The organism is Sphingobium sp. TA15 (assembly GCF_037101235.1).
Taxonomy (GTDB): Bacteria; Pseudomonadota; Alphaproteobacteria; order Sphingomonadales; family Sphingomonadaceae; genus Sphingobium; species Sphingobium indicum.
Window position 1 is genome coordinate 3,186,229 of sequence record NZ_AP025355.1, and the last position, 17,653, is coordinate 3,203,881.

General features: G+C 66.2%; 15 protein-coding genes. 5 read left to right on the plus strand and 10 right to left on the minus strand.

The window, feature by feature from the left end; all coding sequences use genetic code 11:
• Nucleotides 1-35 precede the first annotated feature (35 nt).
• The gene (locus tag Sj15T_RS15640) at nucleotides 36-437 is read left to right on the plus strand and encodes a DUF6766 family protein (RefSeq protein ID WP_013038997.1); all 402 of its coding nucleotides are present in this window, start codon (nucleotides 36-38) and stop codon (nucleotides 435-437) included.
• Between the two features lie 141 nt (nucleotides 438-578).
• Here Sj15T_RS15640 and Sj15T_RS15645 read toward each other — a convergent pair whose 3' ends face one another.
• Genes Sj15T_RS15645 through Sj15T_RS15675 form a run of 7 tightly spaced genes read right to left on the minus strand, consistent with a single transcriptional unit; the run spans nucleotide 579 to nucleotide 7,858 of the window.
• Entirely contained in the window at nucleotides 579-1,595 is a 1,017-nt protein-coding gene (locus tag Sj15T_RS15645; protein ID WP_013038998.1) for an NADP-dependent oxidoreductase, read from the minus strand.
• Complete coding sequence (locus Sj15T_RS15650) at nucleotides 1,592-3,661, minus strand: 3-hydroxyacyl-CoA dehydrogenase NAD-binding domain-containing protein (protein WP_013038999.1); 2,070 nt, start codon at nucleotides 3,659-3,661, stop codon at nucleotides 1,592-1,594. The genes Sj15T_RS15645 and Sj15T_RS15650 overlap by 4 nt, the downstream gene beginning before the upstream one ends.
• Before the next feature lies 1 nt (nucleotide 3,662).
• Nucleotides 3,663-5,189, minus strand: a complete 1,527-nt coding sequence (locus tag Sj15T_RS15655; RefSeq protein WP_013039000.1) for a class I adenylate-forming enzyme family protein — start codon at nucleotides 5,187-5,189, stop codon at nucleotides 3,663-3,665.
• Nucleotides 5,182-5,976: an SDR family oxidoreductase gene (locus tag Sj15T_RS15660; protein WP_013039001.1), complete on the minus strand. Its 795-nt coding sequence runs from the start codon at nucleotides 5,974-5,976 to the stop codon at nucleotides 5,182-5,184. Before Sj15T_RS15660 ends, Sj15T_RS15655 begins: the two co-directional genes overlap by 8 nt.
• The gene (locus tag Sj15T_RS15665) at nucleotides 5,969-6,307 is read right to left on the minus strand and encodes an EthD family reductase (protein ID WP_013039002.1); all 339 of its coding nucleotides are present in this window, start codon (nucleotides 6,305-6,307) and stop codon (nucleotides 5,969-5,971) included. The genes Sj15T_RS15660 and Sj15T_RS15665 overlap by 8 nt, the downstream gene beginning before the upstream one ends.
• 3 nt (nucleotides 6,308-6,310) lie before the next feature.
• Nucleotides 6,311-7,108: an enoyl-CoA hydratase/isomerase family protein gene (locus Sj15T_RS15670; RefSeq protein WP_013039003.1), complete on the minus strand. Its 798-nt coding sequence runs from the start codon at nucleotides 7,106-7,108 to the stop codon at nucleotides 6,311-6,313.
• A gap of 42 nt (nucleotides 7,109-7,150) precedes the next feature.
• The gene (locus tag Sj15T_RS15675) at nucleotides 7,151-7,858 is read right to left on the minus strand and encodes a carboxymuconolactone decarboxylase family protein (RefSeq protein ID WP_013039004.1); all 708 of its coding nucleotides are present in this window, start codon (nucleotides 7,856-7,858) and stop codon (nucleotides 7,151-7,153) included.
• Between the two features lie 182 nt (nucleotides 7,859-8,040).
• Here Sj15T_RS15675 and Sj15T_RS15680 point away from each other — a divergent pair, with 182 nt between their 5' ends.
• From Sj15T_RS15680 to Sj15T_RS15695, 4 genes are all read left to right on the plus strand, one after another.
• The gene (locus Sj15T_RS15680; protein WP_007682881.1) at nucleotides 8,041-9,279 is read left to right on the plus strand and encodes an acyl-CoA dehydrogenase family protein; all 1,239 of its coding nucleotides are present in this window, start codon (nucleotides 8,041-8,043) and stop codon (nucleotides 9,277-9,279) included.
• Nucleotides 9,276-10,358, plus strand: coding sequence for a phosphotransferase family protein (locus tag Sj15T_RS15685; protein WP_013039006.1), 1,083 nt, complete (start codon nucleotides 9,276-9,278; stop codon nucleotides 10,356-10,358). The genes Sj15T_RS15680 and Sj15T_RS15685 overlap by 4 nt, the downstream gene beginning before the upstream one ends.
• Nucleotides 10,359-10,426: 68 nt before the next feature.
• Nucleotides 10,427-13,312 (plus strand): TonB-dependent receptor, encoded by a 2,886-nt coding sequence (locus tag Sj15T_RS15690; protein ID WP_253720677.1) that lies wholly within the window; start codon nucleotides 10,427-10,429, stop codon nucleotides 13,310-13,312.
• A gap of 103 nt (nucleotides 13,313-13,415) precedes the next feature.
• Nucleotides 13,416-14,714 carry an MFS transporter gene (locus tag Sj15T_RS15695; RefSeq protein WP_013039008.1) on the plus strand — a complete coding sequence of 433 codons (1,299 nt, stop codon included), beginning with the start codon at nucleotides 13,416-13,418 and terminating at the stop codon, nucleotides 14,712-14,714.
• A gap of 3 nt (nucleotides 14,715-14,717) precedes the next feature.
• Here the strand turns inward: Sj15T_RS15695 and Sj15T_RS15700 are convergent, their stop codons facing one another.
• From Sj15T_RS15700 to Sj15T_RS15710, 3 genes are read right to left on the minus strand one after another with little or no spacing between them, the layout of a single operon-like run.
• Nucleotides 14,718-15,464 carry an SDR family oxidoreductase gene (locus Sj15T_RS15700; protein WP_013039009.1) on the minus strand — a complete coding sequence of 249 codons (747 nt, stop codon included), beginning with the start codon at nucleotides 15,462-15,464 and terminating at the stop codon, nucleotides 14,718-14,720.
• Nucleotides 15,465-15,474: 10 nt separating this feature from the next.
• Nucleotides 15,475-16,473, minus strand: coding sequence for an acyl-CoA dehydrogenase family protein (locus Sj15T_RS15705; protein WP_013039010.1), 999 nt, complete (start codon nucleotides 16,471-16,473; stop codon nucleotides 15,475-15,477).
• A gap of 3 nt (nucleotides 16,474-16,476) precedes the next feature.
• Nucleotides 16,477-17,652 carry an acetyl-CoA C-acetyltransferase gene (locus Sj15T_RS15710; protein WP_013039011.1) on the minus strand — a complete coding sequence of 392 codons (1,176 nt, stop codon included), beginning with the start codon at nucleotides 17,650-17,652 and terminating at the stop codon, nucleotides 16,477-16,479.
• Nucleotide 17,653: the final 1 nt, after the last annotated feature.

Genomic DNA, 17,653 nt, shown 5'->3' on the forward strand with positions numbered 1-17,653 from the left:
GTTACGGGACCACTTGCCAGCGAGGAGCCTGTTTGATGAAGCGCTACGCCTATGGCTGGATTACAGCCCTGTTCTTCCTGGTTTCGATCGCCGCGCACTGGATTTTCGGTTGGTACGCGTTCGTCGAAGAGGCTCGAGAGCACGGGCAGCTAGTCGAGGTAGGCAGCTATCTGGTCGAGATGGGCCGCGACACATTCGAGAACTGGCAGTCGGAATTCCTCCAACTGATCTGGCAGGTCGTTGGCCTGGCCTATTTCCTGTATGTTGGATCGCCGGCCTCAAAGGAAAATGACGATCGTCTGGAGGCGAAGGTCGATGAGCTGATGAAGCTCGTCGGCGGCGAAAAGGCCGAGGCCATGATCGCCGCCATCGACGAACGCTATCTCCGGACCCATGGCCATGCCCAACCGCATGCACATGATGTCGGGCACGAGTGAATTGCGCTTTCGCCTTGACGAGAAATGACGGAACGAGATTTCAGGCCCTCAAGCGACCAAAATTCCGGGCGGGCATGGACCTCAAGCGCTACGGACAGGGCAGATTTTCGAGTGGACATGTCTCTCGCGAAGCACGAGGATTTAGATTCGGACGATCAGTGTTCCGGCATTGCGCCCGTTGAAGATGTCGACGAACGCGTTGGGTATGCGCTCGAACCCGTCGCGCATATCATAACGATTGCGCAGCCGTCCTTCAGCTTCCCATTGTCGTATCGATGCGATCGCGGACGCATAGTCGTCGGCATAGTCCCCGACGACAAAGCCCTGCATCCGAATCCGCCCATAGACCAGCTTCATCATATCCCTGGGTCCGGCGGCCGGTTCATTTGAATCATAGGCGGCCAATTGTCCGCAAAGCACGATGCGGCCATGGGGCGCCATCCGGTCGACCGCAGCCTGCAGCACGTCGCCGCCCACATTGTCGAAGAAGATGTTTATGCCGTCGGGACTGGCATGCTTCAAGGCCGATGGGAGGTCTGCCGAGCGGTAGTCGATGGCGACCTCCGCCCCGACGTCCTCCTTCAGCCAACGGCATTTTTCCGGGCCGCCCGCCACCGCAATGACCCGGCAGCCAGCGATGCGGGCCATCTGGCACGCCATCGCGCCGACCGATCCGGCCGCGCCGGATACGAGCACGGTCATGCCGGGCTTTGGCTCCCCCACCGCGAAGAGGCCGAAATAGGCGGTCAGGCTGTTGGGCGAATAAAGCGTCATCGCGTCGACCGGATCCATCCAAGCCTCTATTGGCGTGACGGGGACGGCAGCCTCGTCCGGACGCAGGACGGCAAAGTCCTGCCAGGGCGCGACCGCCGTCAACCATTGCCCCTCCGCAAAGCGCGGGTGGCGCGACGCCAGCACTTCGACCGCAGCCATGCCCCGGATCGGATCGCCGATGCCGATCGCGCCGCGATAGCTGCGTTCGGGCGGGTTCAGCCAGTTGCGGATCGTCGGCGCGCAGGAGATGATCCGCGTGCGGACGAGAATGTCGCCTTCCTGCAGGGCGGGCATGTCGAATGCCTGCTCCCGATAGGCGAAGTCACTGGCCCGCACCGTGCCTTCGGGCCTTTGCGCAAGCACCCAGGAGCGATTGAGGGTCACGACCCGTCGCCGAACCGCCGCCCCGCCTCCGCCAGCCGCACGAGCAGCGGCGCGGGGCGGAAGGTTTCGCCATGCACCGCCTCAAGCCGGCGCATCTCCGCGACGATCCGATCCAGCCCCACCTGATCGGCCCAGAAAAGCGGTCCACCGCGATAGACCGGCCAGTTATAGCCCAGCACGGCGGCTATATCGATGTCGGAGGCGCGCAGCGCGATGCCTTCCTCCAGGATCTTCGCGCCCTCATTGACGACCGGATAGAGCAGCCGCGCAAGCAGCGCCTCGTCGCCCGACGTGGGAGCATGCGCGACGCCGCGGGCTGCCGCCACCTCCTTTATCAGGCTGCCTGTCACGTCCGAAGGACGCGAGCGCCGCTTCTCGTCATAATCATAATAGCCCGCGCCGCGCTTCTGGCCCAGCCGACCGGCGGCGACCAGATCGCCCATCACGGTCCGTTCCGTCGCGTTCCGGCCGATGACGTCCAGCCCGACCAGATCCATCATCTGGAAATGGCCCATGGCAAAGCCATAATCGACGAGTACGCGGTCGATCTCCGCAATCGGCGTGCCTTCCAGCATCATCGCTTCGGCCTGGGCGCCGCGCGGAGCCAGCAGACGGTTGGCGATGAAGCCGTCGCACACCCCGCTCAGCACCGCCACCTTGCCGATCCGCTTGGCAAGCCGCATCGCCGTCGCGACCACGGGCTTGGACGTTGCCGCGCCTCGCACCACCTCCAGCAAGCGCATGACATTGGCGGGCGAGAAGAAGTGGAGACCCACGACCCATTCGGGCCGGCTGGTCGCCGCAGCGATGCGATTGAGGTCGAGGAAGGAGGTGTTGGACGCCAGGATGGCTCCCAGCTTGGCGATCCGGTCGAGCCTGGCGAAGATGTCCGTCTTGACGTCCATGCTCTCATAGACGGCTTCGATGATGAGATCGGCGTCAGCAAGCGCGGCGAGGTCGAGGCTGGGCGAGATCAGGCCCATGCGCTGCTCCACCTGCGCCGCCGTCATGCGCCCCTTGGCGGCCGTCGTCTCATAGTTGCGGCGGATGGTGGCGATGCCGCGATCCAGCGCTTCCTGAGTGGTTTCAACCAGCGTGATGGGGATGCCGGCGTTCAGGAAGTTCATCGTGATGCCGCCGCCCATCGTGCCGGCGCCGATCACGCCCACCGATCGGATGTCGATCGCGGATATGTCGGGCCCGATGTCGGGAACGCGGGCCGCCTCGCGCTCTGCAAAGAAGACATGGCGCTGGGCAGCGGACTCCGGGCTGGCGACCAGCCGCTCGAACAGGGCGGTTTCCTTTGCCAGCCCTTCGTCGAACGGAAGCGTCACCGCCGCCTCGACGGCCCCGATGATGGCGGCGGGCGCGACGAACCCCTTGAAGCGGCGCGCGTTCGCAGCGGCGAAGGCGGTGAACAGTTCCGGGCGATTCCGATCGCCCTCGATTGCATCGGCCCGGTCGCGTATCCGCGGCTTCGCGCCGCCGTCCGCCACGACACGGCGTGCGAAGGCCAGCGCTTCTTCCGCCAAGGCCGCATCGTCGACTACGGCGTCGACCAGCCCCAGCGAAAGAGCTTCGGCAGCCTTGATCTGCCGCCCGGACGTGATGATGTCGAGCGCCGCCTCCGCGCCGACGATCCGGGGTACGCGCTGGGTGCCGCCGGCGCCGGGAAGCAGGCCGAGATGCACCTCCGGCAAGCCGACCTTCGCGCTCCGCGCCGCCACCCGATAGTGGCAGGCGAGCGCCAGTTCGAACCCGCCGCCGAGCGCCGTGCCATGAATGGCAGCTATGACGGGCTTGGGCGCACCGTCCAGCATGGCGCACAGGTCGGGCAGGGAAGGGGGTTGCCAAGGCTGGCCGAATTCGGTGATGTCCGCGCCGGCGATGAAGGTCCGGCCGGCGCAGAGCAACAGGATGGCACCGACCTCTTCGTCGCCGAACGCCTGCTCGAGTTCGGCCTGCAATCCCTGGCGGAGGGACGCCGAGAGCGCGTTCACCGGCGGATTGTCGAGCGTGATCAGGGCGACGCCGTCGACGACGACGCTGGTTGCGGTCTGCTTCATGTCATGCGTCCTGTCTGGTGGGCGGCTCCGCGCGCCTGCGGGCGACCTCCTCCACGGCGATGGCGGCCATCGCCTTCTTGTCGAGCTTGCCGGTGGCGGTGACGGCCATCGCCTCGACCAGCACCAGATGTTCGGGCCATTTCTTGCGGGACAAACCCTGCTGCGAGAGATGGTCGAGCAGGGCGGGCAGGTCGATGCTCCCGTCATCCGTGCGCAGCCGGCAGACGGCGCAGGCCTGTTCGCCCAGCTTGCGTTCGGGCACCGCGACCACCGCAACTTCCGCGACGGCGGGATGGCGCAGCAGCGCCGCCTCCACCTCGGCCGGGTCGATGTTGAAGCCGCCGCGAATGATCTGGTCCTTGATGCGGCCGACCACCCGGACGAAGCCGTCCTGATCGCGGACGATCTCGTCCCCGGTCAGGTAGAAGCCGTCGGGCGTCATGCGCTCCTGCCCCGCGCCCATGCCCTGCGCATAGCCCAGGAAGAGGGAGGGGCCGCGCACGCCCGCCTGACCCCGGCTGCCGCGCGGCAGGGGACGCAAATCGGCGTCGAACGCCTCCTCCTGCGTGCCGGGAAAGGGGATGCCGTCGAAAAGCTGACGGCGTTCCAGCGAATGGGACGGATGGGTGGAGGCATGGCCCATGCATTCGGACATGCCGAACATGCGCAACGCCTTGAGGCCGAGCAGCCGGTCGGCGTCCTCGATCAGTTCCGGCGTCATCGCGCTGCCGCCCACCGCCATGGCGCGGAGCGGCAGGCGGCCGGTCCATTCGCCAAGCCGGGCGGCCTCCACCATCGTGAACAGATGCGTCGGCACCGCGATCGCCCAGCCGCAGCCATAGCGTTCGGCCCGTCGCAGCGCCTCGGCGGGCACCCATGGATCGACCAGCACAAGCGGATGGCCCAGGGACAACGCGAAATGCGCGGTGAAGGTGAAGCCGGGCGCGCTGTCGAGCGGGACGATGCCCAGGATCGCGTCGTCCGGTTGCAGGCCTGCAATGGCGGCGCAGGCGCGGGTCGCGTAATTCAGGGCTTCCGGGCCGTGCATCACCCCCTTGGGGACGCCGGTGCTGCCGGAGGTGAAGCCGATGAGCGCGGTGTCGCGATCGCGGGGGTCGCTCGATCGTCCGCCGACAGCAGCGAAAATATCGGGCAGGGCGCTGCCGGCTCCGCTCACCTTGACGACATGGCCGAGCGAGGATTCGAGCAAGGCAAGGTCGCCCGCTCCGAGCTTTGGCGATACGGGGCAGAAGATCGCCTGCAGCGACGATATGGCGAGCGCCGTGGCGATTGTCGCGGGGCTTTTGTGGGCGGTGACGAGGACGCGGTCGCCCGGCTCTACGCCTGCCCCTTTCAGCAAGGCCGCGATTTCAATCGCCTGCTCCCGCAATTCCCCCCGGCTCCACAGTCGGTCGTCGCAATCCGCCAGGGCAAGCGCGTCCGGCTCTGCGTCGGCACGGCGTGCGAATTGCGGCCAGAGCCGCTCGGCATCCCATTCGAACGACGGATGGCTTTGCTCCTCAGGCAAGGGATTGGCCTCCGTCGACCAGGAAGGTCTGGCCCGTGATGAAGCTGCCCGCGTCCGACGCCAGCAGGGCGAGCGTGCCCGCCACCTCCTCCGGGCGGCCGAAGCGGCGCATCAATATGCCCGCCCGCGTCCTTTCCTGGATGGCGGGATCGAGCGTCTCGGTCATCCCGGTCTCGATCGATCCGGGCGCGATGGCGTTGACGCGGATATTGTGCCCGGCCCATTGGGCGGCGAGATCGCTCGTCAGGTGGACGATCGCCGCCTTGCTGGTCGTGTAGGGAACGACCTGCCCCGCGTCCGGCTGATAGGACAGGAAGGCGCCCACCGAAGCGATGTTGACGATGGCGCCGCCGCCCGCCGCGATCATGTGGCGCGCGGCGTGGCGGCAGGCGAGGAAGGTGCCGGTCACATTGACGTCCATCACCTTCTGCCAGCCCTTGAGCGGGATGTCCTGCGGCAGTCCCCACCAGGACGCGCCTGCATTGTTGATGAGGATGTCGAGCCCGCCCAGCCGGTCGACCGTTCCCGCGACCGCCGCCTCCACCGATGCCTCGTCAGCGATGTTGCAGGAAAGGCCGATGGCCGGAACCCGGAACCGCTCGGCTATGCCGGCCGCCAGATCGGCGCAGTCGGCCTCCGTGCGGGAGGCGAGGGCGACGGCGCAGCCCAGGTCCGCCAGCGTCGCGGCCATCGCTTCGGCCAGCGCGCCGCGTCCGCCGGTTATGAGCGCGCGCTTGCCGTCCAGACGGAATTGCGCGGCGGTGAAACCGGGGTTCCAGTCAGCCATGATCGTCTCCGGCAAGCAGATCGACTTCATCGGTGATGAGGATGATGCGCCGACCGCCCATGCCCTTCGTCTGGGCGGTCGCCGCCTTCCATTCGGGCGAGGCGAAGGCGGCGTCGAGCGCCGCCTGGTCGGCGAAGGTCAGCACGGCATGCCCGTCCCAGCCCGGCGCTTCGGGATTGTCGTAATCCTTCGTCACCGCGCCGTGCCGATAGGCTATCAGCCCCGGCAGCACCCTGGCGGCGTCGGCATGCGGCCCTCGCCACCAGTTGGTGAACTGCTCCTGCGTCCAGTCCCGCGGCCGGCTGGCCAGGACGACCATGCTGACCGCCATGGCTTACTTGCCCGTCCAGACCGGCTGGCGCTTTTCGAGGAACGCCGCGACGCCTTCCTTCGCATCGGCGGAGTGATGGACCACGTTGCAGGTCATCGTCTCCAGCGTGATGAGCGAGTTGGTGTCGGCGTCCATGCCGCGATTGACCGCCATCTTGGTCATCCACATGCAGAAGGGGCTCTTGTCGATCAGCGGTGCGCAGAAATCCTGGATCAACTGCTCCAACTGGTCGCTGGGCGCCGAGGCGTTGCACAAGCCCCATTCGACGCATTCCTTGCCGGACAAGAGCTTGCCGGTCAGCATCAGCTCCTTCGACTTGCGCATGCCGATGTAGCGCGGCAGGCGATAGATCGGGCCGGCGCCGCCGAACAGCGCGCGGCGGATGTGGAAGTCGCCGATCTTGGCGTCGTCGGCGGCGATGCCGAAGTCGCAGGAGATGAAAAGCTCGAACCCGCCGGCAACCGCATAGCCCTCGACGCAGGCGATGGTCGGCTTCTTCATGTTGTAGATCTTGTCATAGGTGCGCGCCGAGTCGATCGCGAGCTGAAGCGAGGTGCTGGTTTCGTGCAGCACCGGACCCACAAGCTGCCCAAGATCCGCGCCGGCGCAGAAGGTGTGGCCGCGACCGCGGAACACGACGGCCAGCACCGAATCGTCCTCGGCCGCCTTGTCCACCGCCACCTCAAGGTCGCGCAGAAGCTGGGGGCTGACGCAATTCTTCACATGGGGACGGTTGAGCCAGATCGTGCAGATGCCGTTATCGGCCACTTCATATTGGATGACGTCCTTTTCCGGTTCCATGTAACTCTCTCCTTGGCAAAGATGTGAAAAGATCGGTCGTTTTCAGCGGGCGATGCCGCCTTCTTCGGGCGGGGCAAGCATGCCGCCCACCGCCATCCAGGCGGCGATCCCCGCCGACGGAATGGCGCACAGCACTGCTTCGGCAATTTCCTCGTCGCTCGCGCCTGCATTGCGCGCGCCGCGCACATGGGTCGCGGCCATGGGACTGTATCCGGCCGCCAATATGGCGAGCAGGAGCAGTTCGCCATATTTGGCGGACAGCGGGTTGGCGTCGATGCTGCCCCGCCGCATGAGATAATAGGCGTCCGCCGCTTCGGGCGCCAGGCGCATCAACGCGCCGAGCGGCGCCGGGATGCTTCCCGCCCAATAGGCCCGGAAATTGGCCTCCGCCTCTCCCTCCGCCGCCTTGGGCAGGGGTTGCGGGACCGGCGCCTGGGCGTCGCCGAAACTCTCCTCGATGATCTGCGCGAAATCGAGCGCCGCAGCCTCGCCGCGGAGGCTGGACAGCACGATGAGGCCAGCGGTCGCCTCCTTCGATGTCAGGCCAAGCGATACGCCGCGTTCCAGTTCCCGGCGCGCCAGGGACAAATGGCGGCGATCGACGGCAGCCACCGCTGCGAACAGCGCTTTCAGACGAGCCGGCACCGCGCCGTCCGACTCGATCACCGATCGGAAAATGTCATATCCTGCAAGCGTGTACGGCGCATAGCCCCGCAACAGGGCGACTTCCATGAGTGGGCTGTTCGTCATCGCTTGCTCTCCTGCGACCCAGATGATCGACCGACTGGTCGGGCGTCAACCAAAAATTTCTTCCCTGACCAGTTTGACAGCCGACCAGTCGGTCGACTACTTATCGCTCGACCGATCGGTCGGGTGAGTATTAGAACATGAGCAGGCCGGCTCGAATCCGGCGGCATATCTGGAGCGGATGCGTGGATTTCGAACAGTCGGCCAAATCCAGGGAATGGATGGAGCGCGTAAGGGCGTTCATGGAGGAGCATATCGTTCCTGCCGTTCCGGTCTATCACCAACAGTCCGCCGCGATCGACCGCTGGACCGAGATCCCGCCCGTGTTCGATGAACTCAAGGACAAGGCGCGGCAGGCGGGGCTGTGGAACATCTTCATGCCGCCATCTGAGCATGACGACGAATTTTTCACCAGCGTCGGCCTTACCAACGTCGAATATGCGCCGATCGCCGAGCTGATGGGCCGGATTTCCTTCGCCAGCGAGGTGTTCAACTGCATGGCGCCCGACACCGGCAATTTCGAGGTGCTGCATCGCTATGGCACGGCCGAGCAGAAGCAGCGCTTCATGGTGCCGCTGCGCGACGGGAAGACCCGGTCCGCCTTCCTGATGACCGAACCGGCCGTCGCCTCCTCCGATGCGCGGAACATCCAGACCGACATTCGCCGCGACGGCGGCGACTATGTCATCAACGGCCGGAAATGGTGGTCGTCGGGCGCGGGCCATCCGCGCTGCGACTTCTTCATCGTCATGGGCAAGACCGATCCGGACGCCGCGCCCTACCGGCAGCAGTCGATGATCCTGGTGCCGCGCGACACGCCGGGCGTGACGCTCGTGCGCCATCTGCCCGTCTTCGGTTACGATCATGCGCCGCACGGGCATTTCGAGGTGGCGCTGGAGAATGTCCGCGTGCCGGCGGAGAATATGCTGCTCGGCGAAGGCTGCGGCTTCGAAATCGCGCAGGGGCGGCTGGGGCCGGGGCGCATCCACCACACGATGCGCAACATCGCGACCATGGAGGTCGCGCTGGAGAAGATGTGCCGCCGCCTCCTTTCGCGACGGGCCTTCGGCAAGGCGATCGCCGAACATTCGGTCTGGGAGGAGCGGATCGCCCGCGCCCGTTGCGAGATCGAGATGGCGCGCCTGCTGTGCCTGAAGGCCGCCCACATGATGGACACGGTCGGCAACAAGGCCGCGCGCGCCGAAATCGCGATGATCAAGATCGCCGCGCCGAAAATGGCGCAGCAAATCGTCGACGACGCCATCCAGGCGCATGGCGGCGGCGGCGTCAGCGACGATTTCGGCCTGGCGGAGCTCTGGGCGAACACCCGCATCGTGCGGCTGACCGATGGACCCGACGAGGTCCATGAACGCCAGCTTGCCCGGATGGAACTGGCCAAATATGCGGAAGGGGCGGCATCGTGAGCGCTGCGCAGCCCGCCGCGACGATCGGCTCGACCGTCGATGTCGCCGCCAACAGCGCCTTCGACGAGACCCGTCTTGCCGCTTATCTGGCGGGCCGGATCGCCGATTTTTCCGGACCGATGCGCGTCCAGCGGTTCGAGGGCGGTCAGTCCAACCCGACCTTCCTCCTGTCGACGCAGGACCAAAGCTACGTCCTGCGGCGCAAGCCCGCGGGCATATTGCTGAAGTCCGCCCATGCGGTGGATCGCGAATATCGCATCACCATGGCCCTGCACGAAGCCGGCCTGCCGGTCGCCGAGCCGCTGCTGCTTTGCGAGGACGAGGATGTCATCGGCAGCATCTTCTACGTGATGCGCTACGTTCCGGGGCGCAGCTTCTGGGATCCGCGCATGCCGGGCCTCGACCGGGCTGAACGCGCCGCCATCTACGATTCCGCCAATGAAACGCTTGCCCGCCTGCATCTGGTCGATTTCACGGCGCTCGGCCTGGCCGACTATGGCAAGCCGGGCAATTATTTCGCGCGGCAGATTTCGCGCTGGTCGCGGCAATATGAAGCCTCGCGCACCCGCGACATTCCCGAAATGGACCGGCTTGTCGCCTGGTTGCCGGATGCGGTGCCCGCCACGGAGGAGCGCACCACGATCATTCATGGCGATTATTCCTTCCACAACCTGCTGGTCCACCCAACCGAACCGCGTGTTTCCGCCGTCATAGACTGGGAATTGTCGACCCTGGGCGATCCGCTCGGCGACCTCACCTATCATATGATGGAGTGGTTCAGGCCGGAGGGCGTGGATGTGCGCGGAACCCTGCGCGGCGCCGATCTTGCCGCGCTCGGCATTCCCACGGCCGAAGATTATGCCCGGCGCTATTGCGAGCGGACCGGCCTTCGCTGCGATCCGACGCACCCCTTCTACCGCGCCTTCAACCTGTTCCGGGTGGCCGCCATTTTGCAGGGCATAGCCGGCCGGGCGCGCGACGGCGTGCAGACCGCAAGCAATGCCGGCGACATCGTCACGCGGATCGAACCGCTCGCCAAGGCCGCCTGGCTGGCGGCGCAGGAGGCTGGCGCGCGCTGATCTGCTCACAGGATGGAAGAGATTTCTGGGCGAAAGACAAAATGGCCCTAATCAGAGGGAGAGAGATGATGACAAGGTTCAAGATTGGCCGAGTAGCGCTCCTTTCGGGATGCGCGTTTGCCGGGATCATCGTGCCGGCCCATGCGCAAACGGCGGCGACGGCAACGGCCGAAGCGCAGTCGGCGGAGGATGCCGGCGCGCCTTCCGCGCAAGACATCATCGTCACCGGAACGCGCGTCGTGCGCGACGGCTATAACCAGCCGACGCCCGTCACCGTCGCGCCCACCACGGAACTGGAGAAGGCGACCCCCACCAACCTTGCCGACGCGATCAACAAGTTGCCGCAATTCGCCAACTCCGTCAGCCCGCAATCCAACAGCCAGTTGCAGGGCAATAGCGGCGAGCATGGCAATCTGCTCAACCTGCGCGGCGTCGGCCCGACGCGGGCGCTGATCCTGCTCGACGGCATCCGCGTGCCGCCCACGACATTCCGCGGCGCGGTGGACGTCAACACGATCCCGCAACTGCTGATCCAGCGGGTCGACGTCGTGACCGGCGGCGCATCCGCCGTCTACGGCTCCGACGCCGTCAGCGGCGCGGTGAACTTCGTCCTCGACAAGAAGTTCACCGGGGTGAAGGGCGTCGCGCAGCGCGGCGTGTCCACCCGCGGCGACCTTGGCAACTACCGCATCGGCATTGCGGGGGGCATGAGCTTTGCAGGCGATCGCGGCCATGTCCTCGCCTCGGTCGAGCGCTTTCACAGCGATGGCATCAAGCGCAGCGCGCGCATCTACGGTGACGACGCCTATGCGGCCGTGGGTTCGGTCCCCGGATCGACCGCCGCGCCAGGCCGCGAGGCAAATCCGTTCATCTTCCTGCCGAACCTGCGCTTCACGACGAACGACTATAATAACGGCATCATCACGGCGAGCACGGTGCCCGCGCTCGTCAACACTATCTTCCTGCCCGGCGGCGCGGTGCGTCCGATACAGCGCGGCACGCCGACCGGCACGCCGGGCACCAATGTGGGCGGCGACGGCCTCTACATTCCCGGCTTCAACCAGTTGATCGCGCCGCTGACGACGACCCAGGGCTTTGGCCGGCTGGCCTACGACCTGACCGATGGGCTGACGGCGCATGTCCAGGGCAGCTACTCGCGCAGCGTCACCAGCTATGACACGCAGGCCCAGTCCGTGCTGGGTTTCCGCTTCTTCAGCGGCAACGCCTTCCTGGACCCGGCGGTCCAGGCGCAAATGGGGCCGAATGACAACTTCACCGTCTTCCGCTTCATCGCCGAGCAGGGACCGATCCCGACGCGGGAGGCGACCAACGCCTATCTCATCAACGGCGGCCTTGAGTGGAACCTGGGCGGATGGAACATCACTGCCGACTATACCCATGGCAAGTCCGTCACCAAATTCGCCCAGACGCAGGTCGAGATTCCGAAGCTGGCAGCGGCGCTGGACGCGGTTCGCGGACCTAACGGTTCGATCGTCTGCCGCGTCACGCTGACCAACCCCGGCCTCTATCCGGGGTGCACGCCGCTCAATGTCTTCGGCGCGGGAACGCCCTCCGCCGCCGATCTGCAAACCGTGCTCGGCGTATCCCGCTACCGCGCCATGAACTCGACCGACGACTTCGTCCTGTCGGCGCGCGGGGACGTTTTCGAGCTTCCGGCAGGCCCGGTCACGGTCGCCATTGGCGGGCAATATCGCAAGCAGAAGCTGGACCTGACGTCCAATTCCGATCCCGCCGTGCCCATCGACTTCACCGGGTTGCGGGGCATTCCGGCCAATCGCATGACCCGCTTCAACAACACCAATGTCGGCTCGGCCTTCGGCAAGCTGAACGTGAAGGAGGTGTTTGCCGAAGCGCAGGTTCCGATATTCAAGGGCCAGCCCCTTGCCGAGGAACTGAGCCTCAACGGCGCTTTCCGCCTCACCGACTACAGCACCAGCGGAAGCGTCAAGACCTGGAAGGTCGGCGCGGTCTACAAGCCGATTGAGGACGTGATGTTCCGCGTCACGCGCTCGCGCGATATTCGCGCGCCCTCGCTGTTCGAACTGTTCGCGGGCGTTCAGACCGCGCCGGTGAACTTCAACGACCCTCACACGGGCCAGCCGGGTTCGATCCGTCAATTCAGCGGCGGCAATCCCAACCTCGATCCCGAAACCGGCGACACGTTCGCCGCGGGCGTGGTCCTCAGCCCCAGTTTCCTGCCCGGCTTCGACGTTTCGGTCGATTATTACGACCTCAAGATCAAGGGCGCCATCGCCACGCAGGGGCTGAACGATGTCGTCAACGAGTGCGAAACGTCGAACGGCACGTCGCCGACATGCGCTCTTATCGAAAGGCCGCTGCCGTTCAGCGATCGCTCACCCGCCAACTATCCGATTTCGGTGAGCCTCATCACGCAGAACATCAGTTTCCTGCGCACCAGCGGCCTCGACATCGCCATGTCGTACCGGACCAAGCTGGGCGATGGCGAACTCGCGCTGCGCGCCTTCGCCAACTATCTGGATCGCTACAAGTCTCAGACCAATTCCATCGCGCCGGTGATCGATTATGCCGGCCATGGCGTCAACAGCCAGACGGGCTATGCCTATCCCAAGTTCAGGGGCACGCTCAGCGCCAATTACACCAATGGCGGCCTGACGCTGTTCGTGCAGGAATCGATGATCGGCAAGGTGACCATCGGCAACCTCAAGAACGATCCGACGTCCTTTTATGCTGTCCCGGCGATCAAGCCGGTCTTCTATACCGACGCCACGGCATCCTATAAGTTCGACGTGCGCGGGGAGCCGGAGCTGTTCGTGACAGCCACCAACCTGTTCGACCGCAAGCCGCCGCTGGTGGCCGCGGCCGCCGCGCCGGGCCTTCTCTATCCGACGCTGTTCACGCTCTACAACGTCGCAGGGCGCACGCTCACGGCGGGGGTTCGTTTCAAATTCTGAGGGATTGCCAAGCGGACCACCGGCGAGGGAAGTTCGATAATTCGGGGAGGCCCGCCCAAAGCGGGCCTCCCTTCAATCAAAGAGCCTTTAAAGAGGTAGTCGCATGAACAGCCCTCCCATCGGACTTACCGCCCCGCCGACGACCTCCGCCGCCGGGTTGCGCCGGACGATGCTGGTCATGCTGGGGCTGGTGTCGATGTTCAACTATATCGATCGCACGGTCCTGTCGGTGCTTCAGGAACCGATCAAGCGCGAGCTGGGGCTGAGCGACGGTCAGCTCGGACTGCTCACCGGCCTTGCCTTCGCGCTGTTCTACGCGACGCTGTCCCTTCCGATCGCGCGGCTGGCGGACCGCTTCAATCGCCGCAACATCATCGCCGCCTCGCTTGCCACCTGGAGCGGCATGACGGCGCTTTCGGGCCTGGCGACCGGCTTCGGCTCCCTTGTCGCGTTCCGTATCGGCGTCGCGCTGGGGGAAGCCGGTTCCGTGCCCGCTTCCCATTCCATCATCGCCGATTACTACCCGCCCGAAAGGCGGGTCACGGCGCTTGCCCTGTGGGGACTGGCGCTCCCGGCCGGGATCATGCTCGGCTATGCGTCGGGCGGCTGGATCGCCGCCGCGCTGGGGTGGCGTCTCGCTTTCGGGGTGATCGGCGTCGCAGGGCTGGCCCTGGCGCCGCTCGTCCTGCTGCTCGTGCGGGAACCTGCGCGGACGGGGTCCGGCCTTTCTGCGAGAACGGAAAAAGCGCCGCCCCTCGGCGAAGCCATGCGCTTCCTGTGGCGGCTGCGGACCTATCGCTACATGCTGATCGGCACGACCCTTCATGCCTTCGCCCAATATGCGATGATGAGCTGGTCCGCGCCCTTCTACATGCGCGTCCACCACATGCCGCTTGCCGACGTCGCCTCCTGGCTGGCGCTGATGAACGGGCTGGGCGGCGGCATCGGCATCTATCTGGGCGGCCGCCTGTCGGACGCGGCGGGATCGCGCAATGCGGCGGGCCGCGTCTGGGTGAGCGCCGCCGCGATGCTCCTGATGGTCCCCGCCGCGCTGGTCCAGTTCCTGATCCCTTCGCTGACGGCGTCGCTGGCGTTCGGCTTCCTGGCGACCATGCTGATGTTCTTCTATTACGGCCCGATCATAGGCGTCCCGCAGTCCGTCGTCCCGCCGCGCATCCGGGCATTGACGTCGGCCGTGACCCTGCTGGTCTTCAACCTGTTCGGGCTGGGCCTGGGGCCGGCGGTGACGGGGTTCCTCAGCGATCATCTGGCGGCGGCGGACGGGATGCAGGACACATCGCTGCGTTACGCGCTGTCGGCCGTGGTGCTGTTCTCGCTCGCGGGCGCCGGCAGCATCGCCTGGGCATCCCGCTTCTACGCGGGAGATCTCAAACGGCAGTGAGCCTCACCCCACCGTCCGGCCATTGTCGATGACGATCTCCGCGCCGTTCAACCGGGCCGACTCATCCGACACCAGGAACAGGACCAGGTCGGCGACATGCTCCGGCTGTCCTTCGTGCTTGCGGGCGGCTTCGCGCAATTCGGGCGCGGCGAAGCGATAGGCTTCGCGCACCATCTGCGTATCGTGCGAGCCGGGGAGAACCACATTGGCGCGAACGGGATAGCCCTGCTGCTGGCAATGCACGATCAGGCTGCGCGTCATGGAGAGCACGGCGCCCTTCGCCGCGCTATAGGCGAACACGGCCGGATTGCCCCGGATCGCGGCCACCGACGCGATGTTGACGATCGATCCCGCGCCGCTGGCCGCCAGCGCCGGCAGGCAGGTCTTGCATCCCAGGAACGTCCCTTCCGCCGAAACGGCCATCACGCGGCGGAATGCCTCCAGCGACGACTGCTCGACCGTTTCAAAGGCGGCAATGCCCGCATTGTTGACCAGCCCATCGAGCCGGCCATAGGCCTGCATGATTTTCGTCAACGCGGCCTGCCATTGCGCTTCGCAGGTCACGTCCAGGCGGAGCGCCATCGCTGCCGGAAGCATGTCGACGACCCGCTGCGCTTCCTCCTCGTCGACGTCGGCGACGATCACCCGCGCGCCCTCGCGCGCCAGCGCCTCGGCATCGGCCTTGCCCAGCCCGTGCGCCGCACCGGTGATAAGAACGACCTTCCCTTCAACCCTGCCTTTTGTCGCCATCGCTGATCCCTTAGGCTGCCAGGGCGGCACGAGCCGCTATTCCCCCGCCATGGAGGCGCGACAGCAGCAGCACGCGGCGCAGCCCACGCCCGACCGCGAGTTCATCGGTCACGCCCATGCCGCCATGCAACTGCACCGCCTCCTCCGCGAGTTTCAAGGCAGCGTCGCCAATATAGGCCCTCGCCGCCGTCACGGCCCGGAACCGCGCTTCCTCCTCGGCCAGGGCCGCCTTCAAAAGCAAGGATCGGGACTGCTCCAACCAAGTGTACATCCGGGCGCAGCGATGCTGGACGACCTGAAAGCTCGCGATCGGCTTGCCGAACTGGTGGCGCTGCCTGACATAATCGACGGTCAGGTCGAGCAAGGTCGCCATCGCGCCCACTAACTCGGCGACGATCGACAGGCCGGCCAGGGCTTGAGCCTCTGCCCACATGCCCGCCGGAACGGTGAGCGGCTGGGCCTGCACCGCATCGAATCGCACATGGGCCGCCATGCTGCCGTCGACCAGGCGAACCGGCGTCCTGCGGACTCCGCTGTCCTGCCCGTCGACGAGCATAAGCGCGCCTGCCTCGGTCTCCACGACAAAGGCGTCGGCATCCATGCCGTCCCGGACAATGGCCGCCGTTCCGCGGAGCCTACCGTCCACAAGCGCGCCACCCGTTGCGAATGCGAGCAGGGCGTTTCCCTGCATCAGCCTGTCGCCCCATTCTTCGGCGGCGGCACTGCCAGCGATGGCCCGGCCGCACAGCAGGATGGCCTCGGCCAGCGGGGTGATCGCAAGGGCGCGCCCCATCTCTTCGGAGACGATCATCACCTCCGCCGCGCCGCCGCCCAGGCCGCCTGCCTGCTCCGGCGTCAGCAGGGCGAAAAGGCCGAGTTCCCCCAATGCGCGCCAGTCGTCGGGAGACATCGGCCCTTTCGCCATGGTCGTCGCGTCATACCGGTCCGCCAGGAAGCGGCGGACCATGTCGCGGACCATCGCCTGCTCATCGCTGAGCGCGAGGTTCATGGCTCAGAGCACCTCGATGATCGAGGCGTTGGCGATGCCGCCGCCCTCGCACATGGTCTGGAGACCGTAGCGCTGGCCCCGCGCCTTCAGCGCATGGATGAGCGTCGCCATCAGCTTCGTGCCGGTCGCGCCGAGCGGATGGCCGAGCGCAATCGCGCCTCCGTTGACGTTCAGCCTCTCCGGGTCGGCATCAAGCGCCTTCATCCATGCCATGGGGATCGATGCGAAGGCTTCGTTCACTTCGAACAGGTCGATGTCCTTCATCGTCATGCCGGCGCGGTCGAGAACCCGCCGCGTCGCCGGGATCGGCTCCTCCAGCATGATGACCGGGTCGCCCGCCGTCACCGCCAGGTTGACGATGCGGGCGATGGGTTTCAGTCCATGCGCCCTGACGGCGGCTTCGGACGCGACGAGCACGCCGCTCGCGCCGTCGCAGATCTGGCTCGCGGTCGCCGCGGACAGCGTGCCCCCCTCGCTCAGCAGCTTGACCGAACCGATCGACTCCATCGACGCATCGGCGCGGACGCCTTCGTCGCGGTCGTGGATCGCCTGCTCCCCTTCCGCCGTGACGACGGGCACCGGAACGATCTCGGCGTCGAACGCGCCTGCATTCATGGCCGCCGCCGCTTTCCGGTGGCTGGCGAGCGCGAACCTGTCATGGTCGTCGCGGGTGAAGCCATATTTGTCGGCGATCATCTGCGCGCCGTGGAACTGGCTGAACATCTCCACGCCATAGCGCTTCTGGATCGCCTCGGAGAAGGGGTTGGCGCCGATGCCGCCCGCCTTGGCCAGCGTGATGGGGGAACCCATCGGCACGCGCGTCATGCTTTCGACGCCCCCTGCGATCACGATGTCCTGAAGGCCCGACATGACCGCCTGCGCCGCGAAATGCACGGCCTGCTGGGACGAGCCGCACTGCCGGTCGATCGTCACCGCCGGCACGCTGTCGGGCAGGCTGGAGGCGAGCACGATGTTGCGGCCGAAGGCGAAGGTCTGCTCGCCCACCTGGCTGACGCAACCGATGATCACATCGTCGATCGCGGCCGGATCGACGCCCGCATCGGCGACCAGCGCGTCCAGCACAAGGGCGCCAAGATCGGCGGGGTGCCAGCCGGCAAGGCGGCCGTTGCGGCGGCCGCCGGCGGTGCGGCGGGCGGAAACGATATAGGCTTCAGGCATG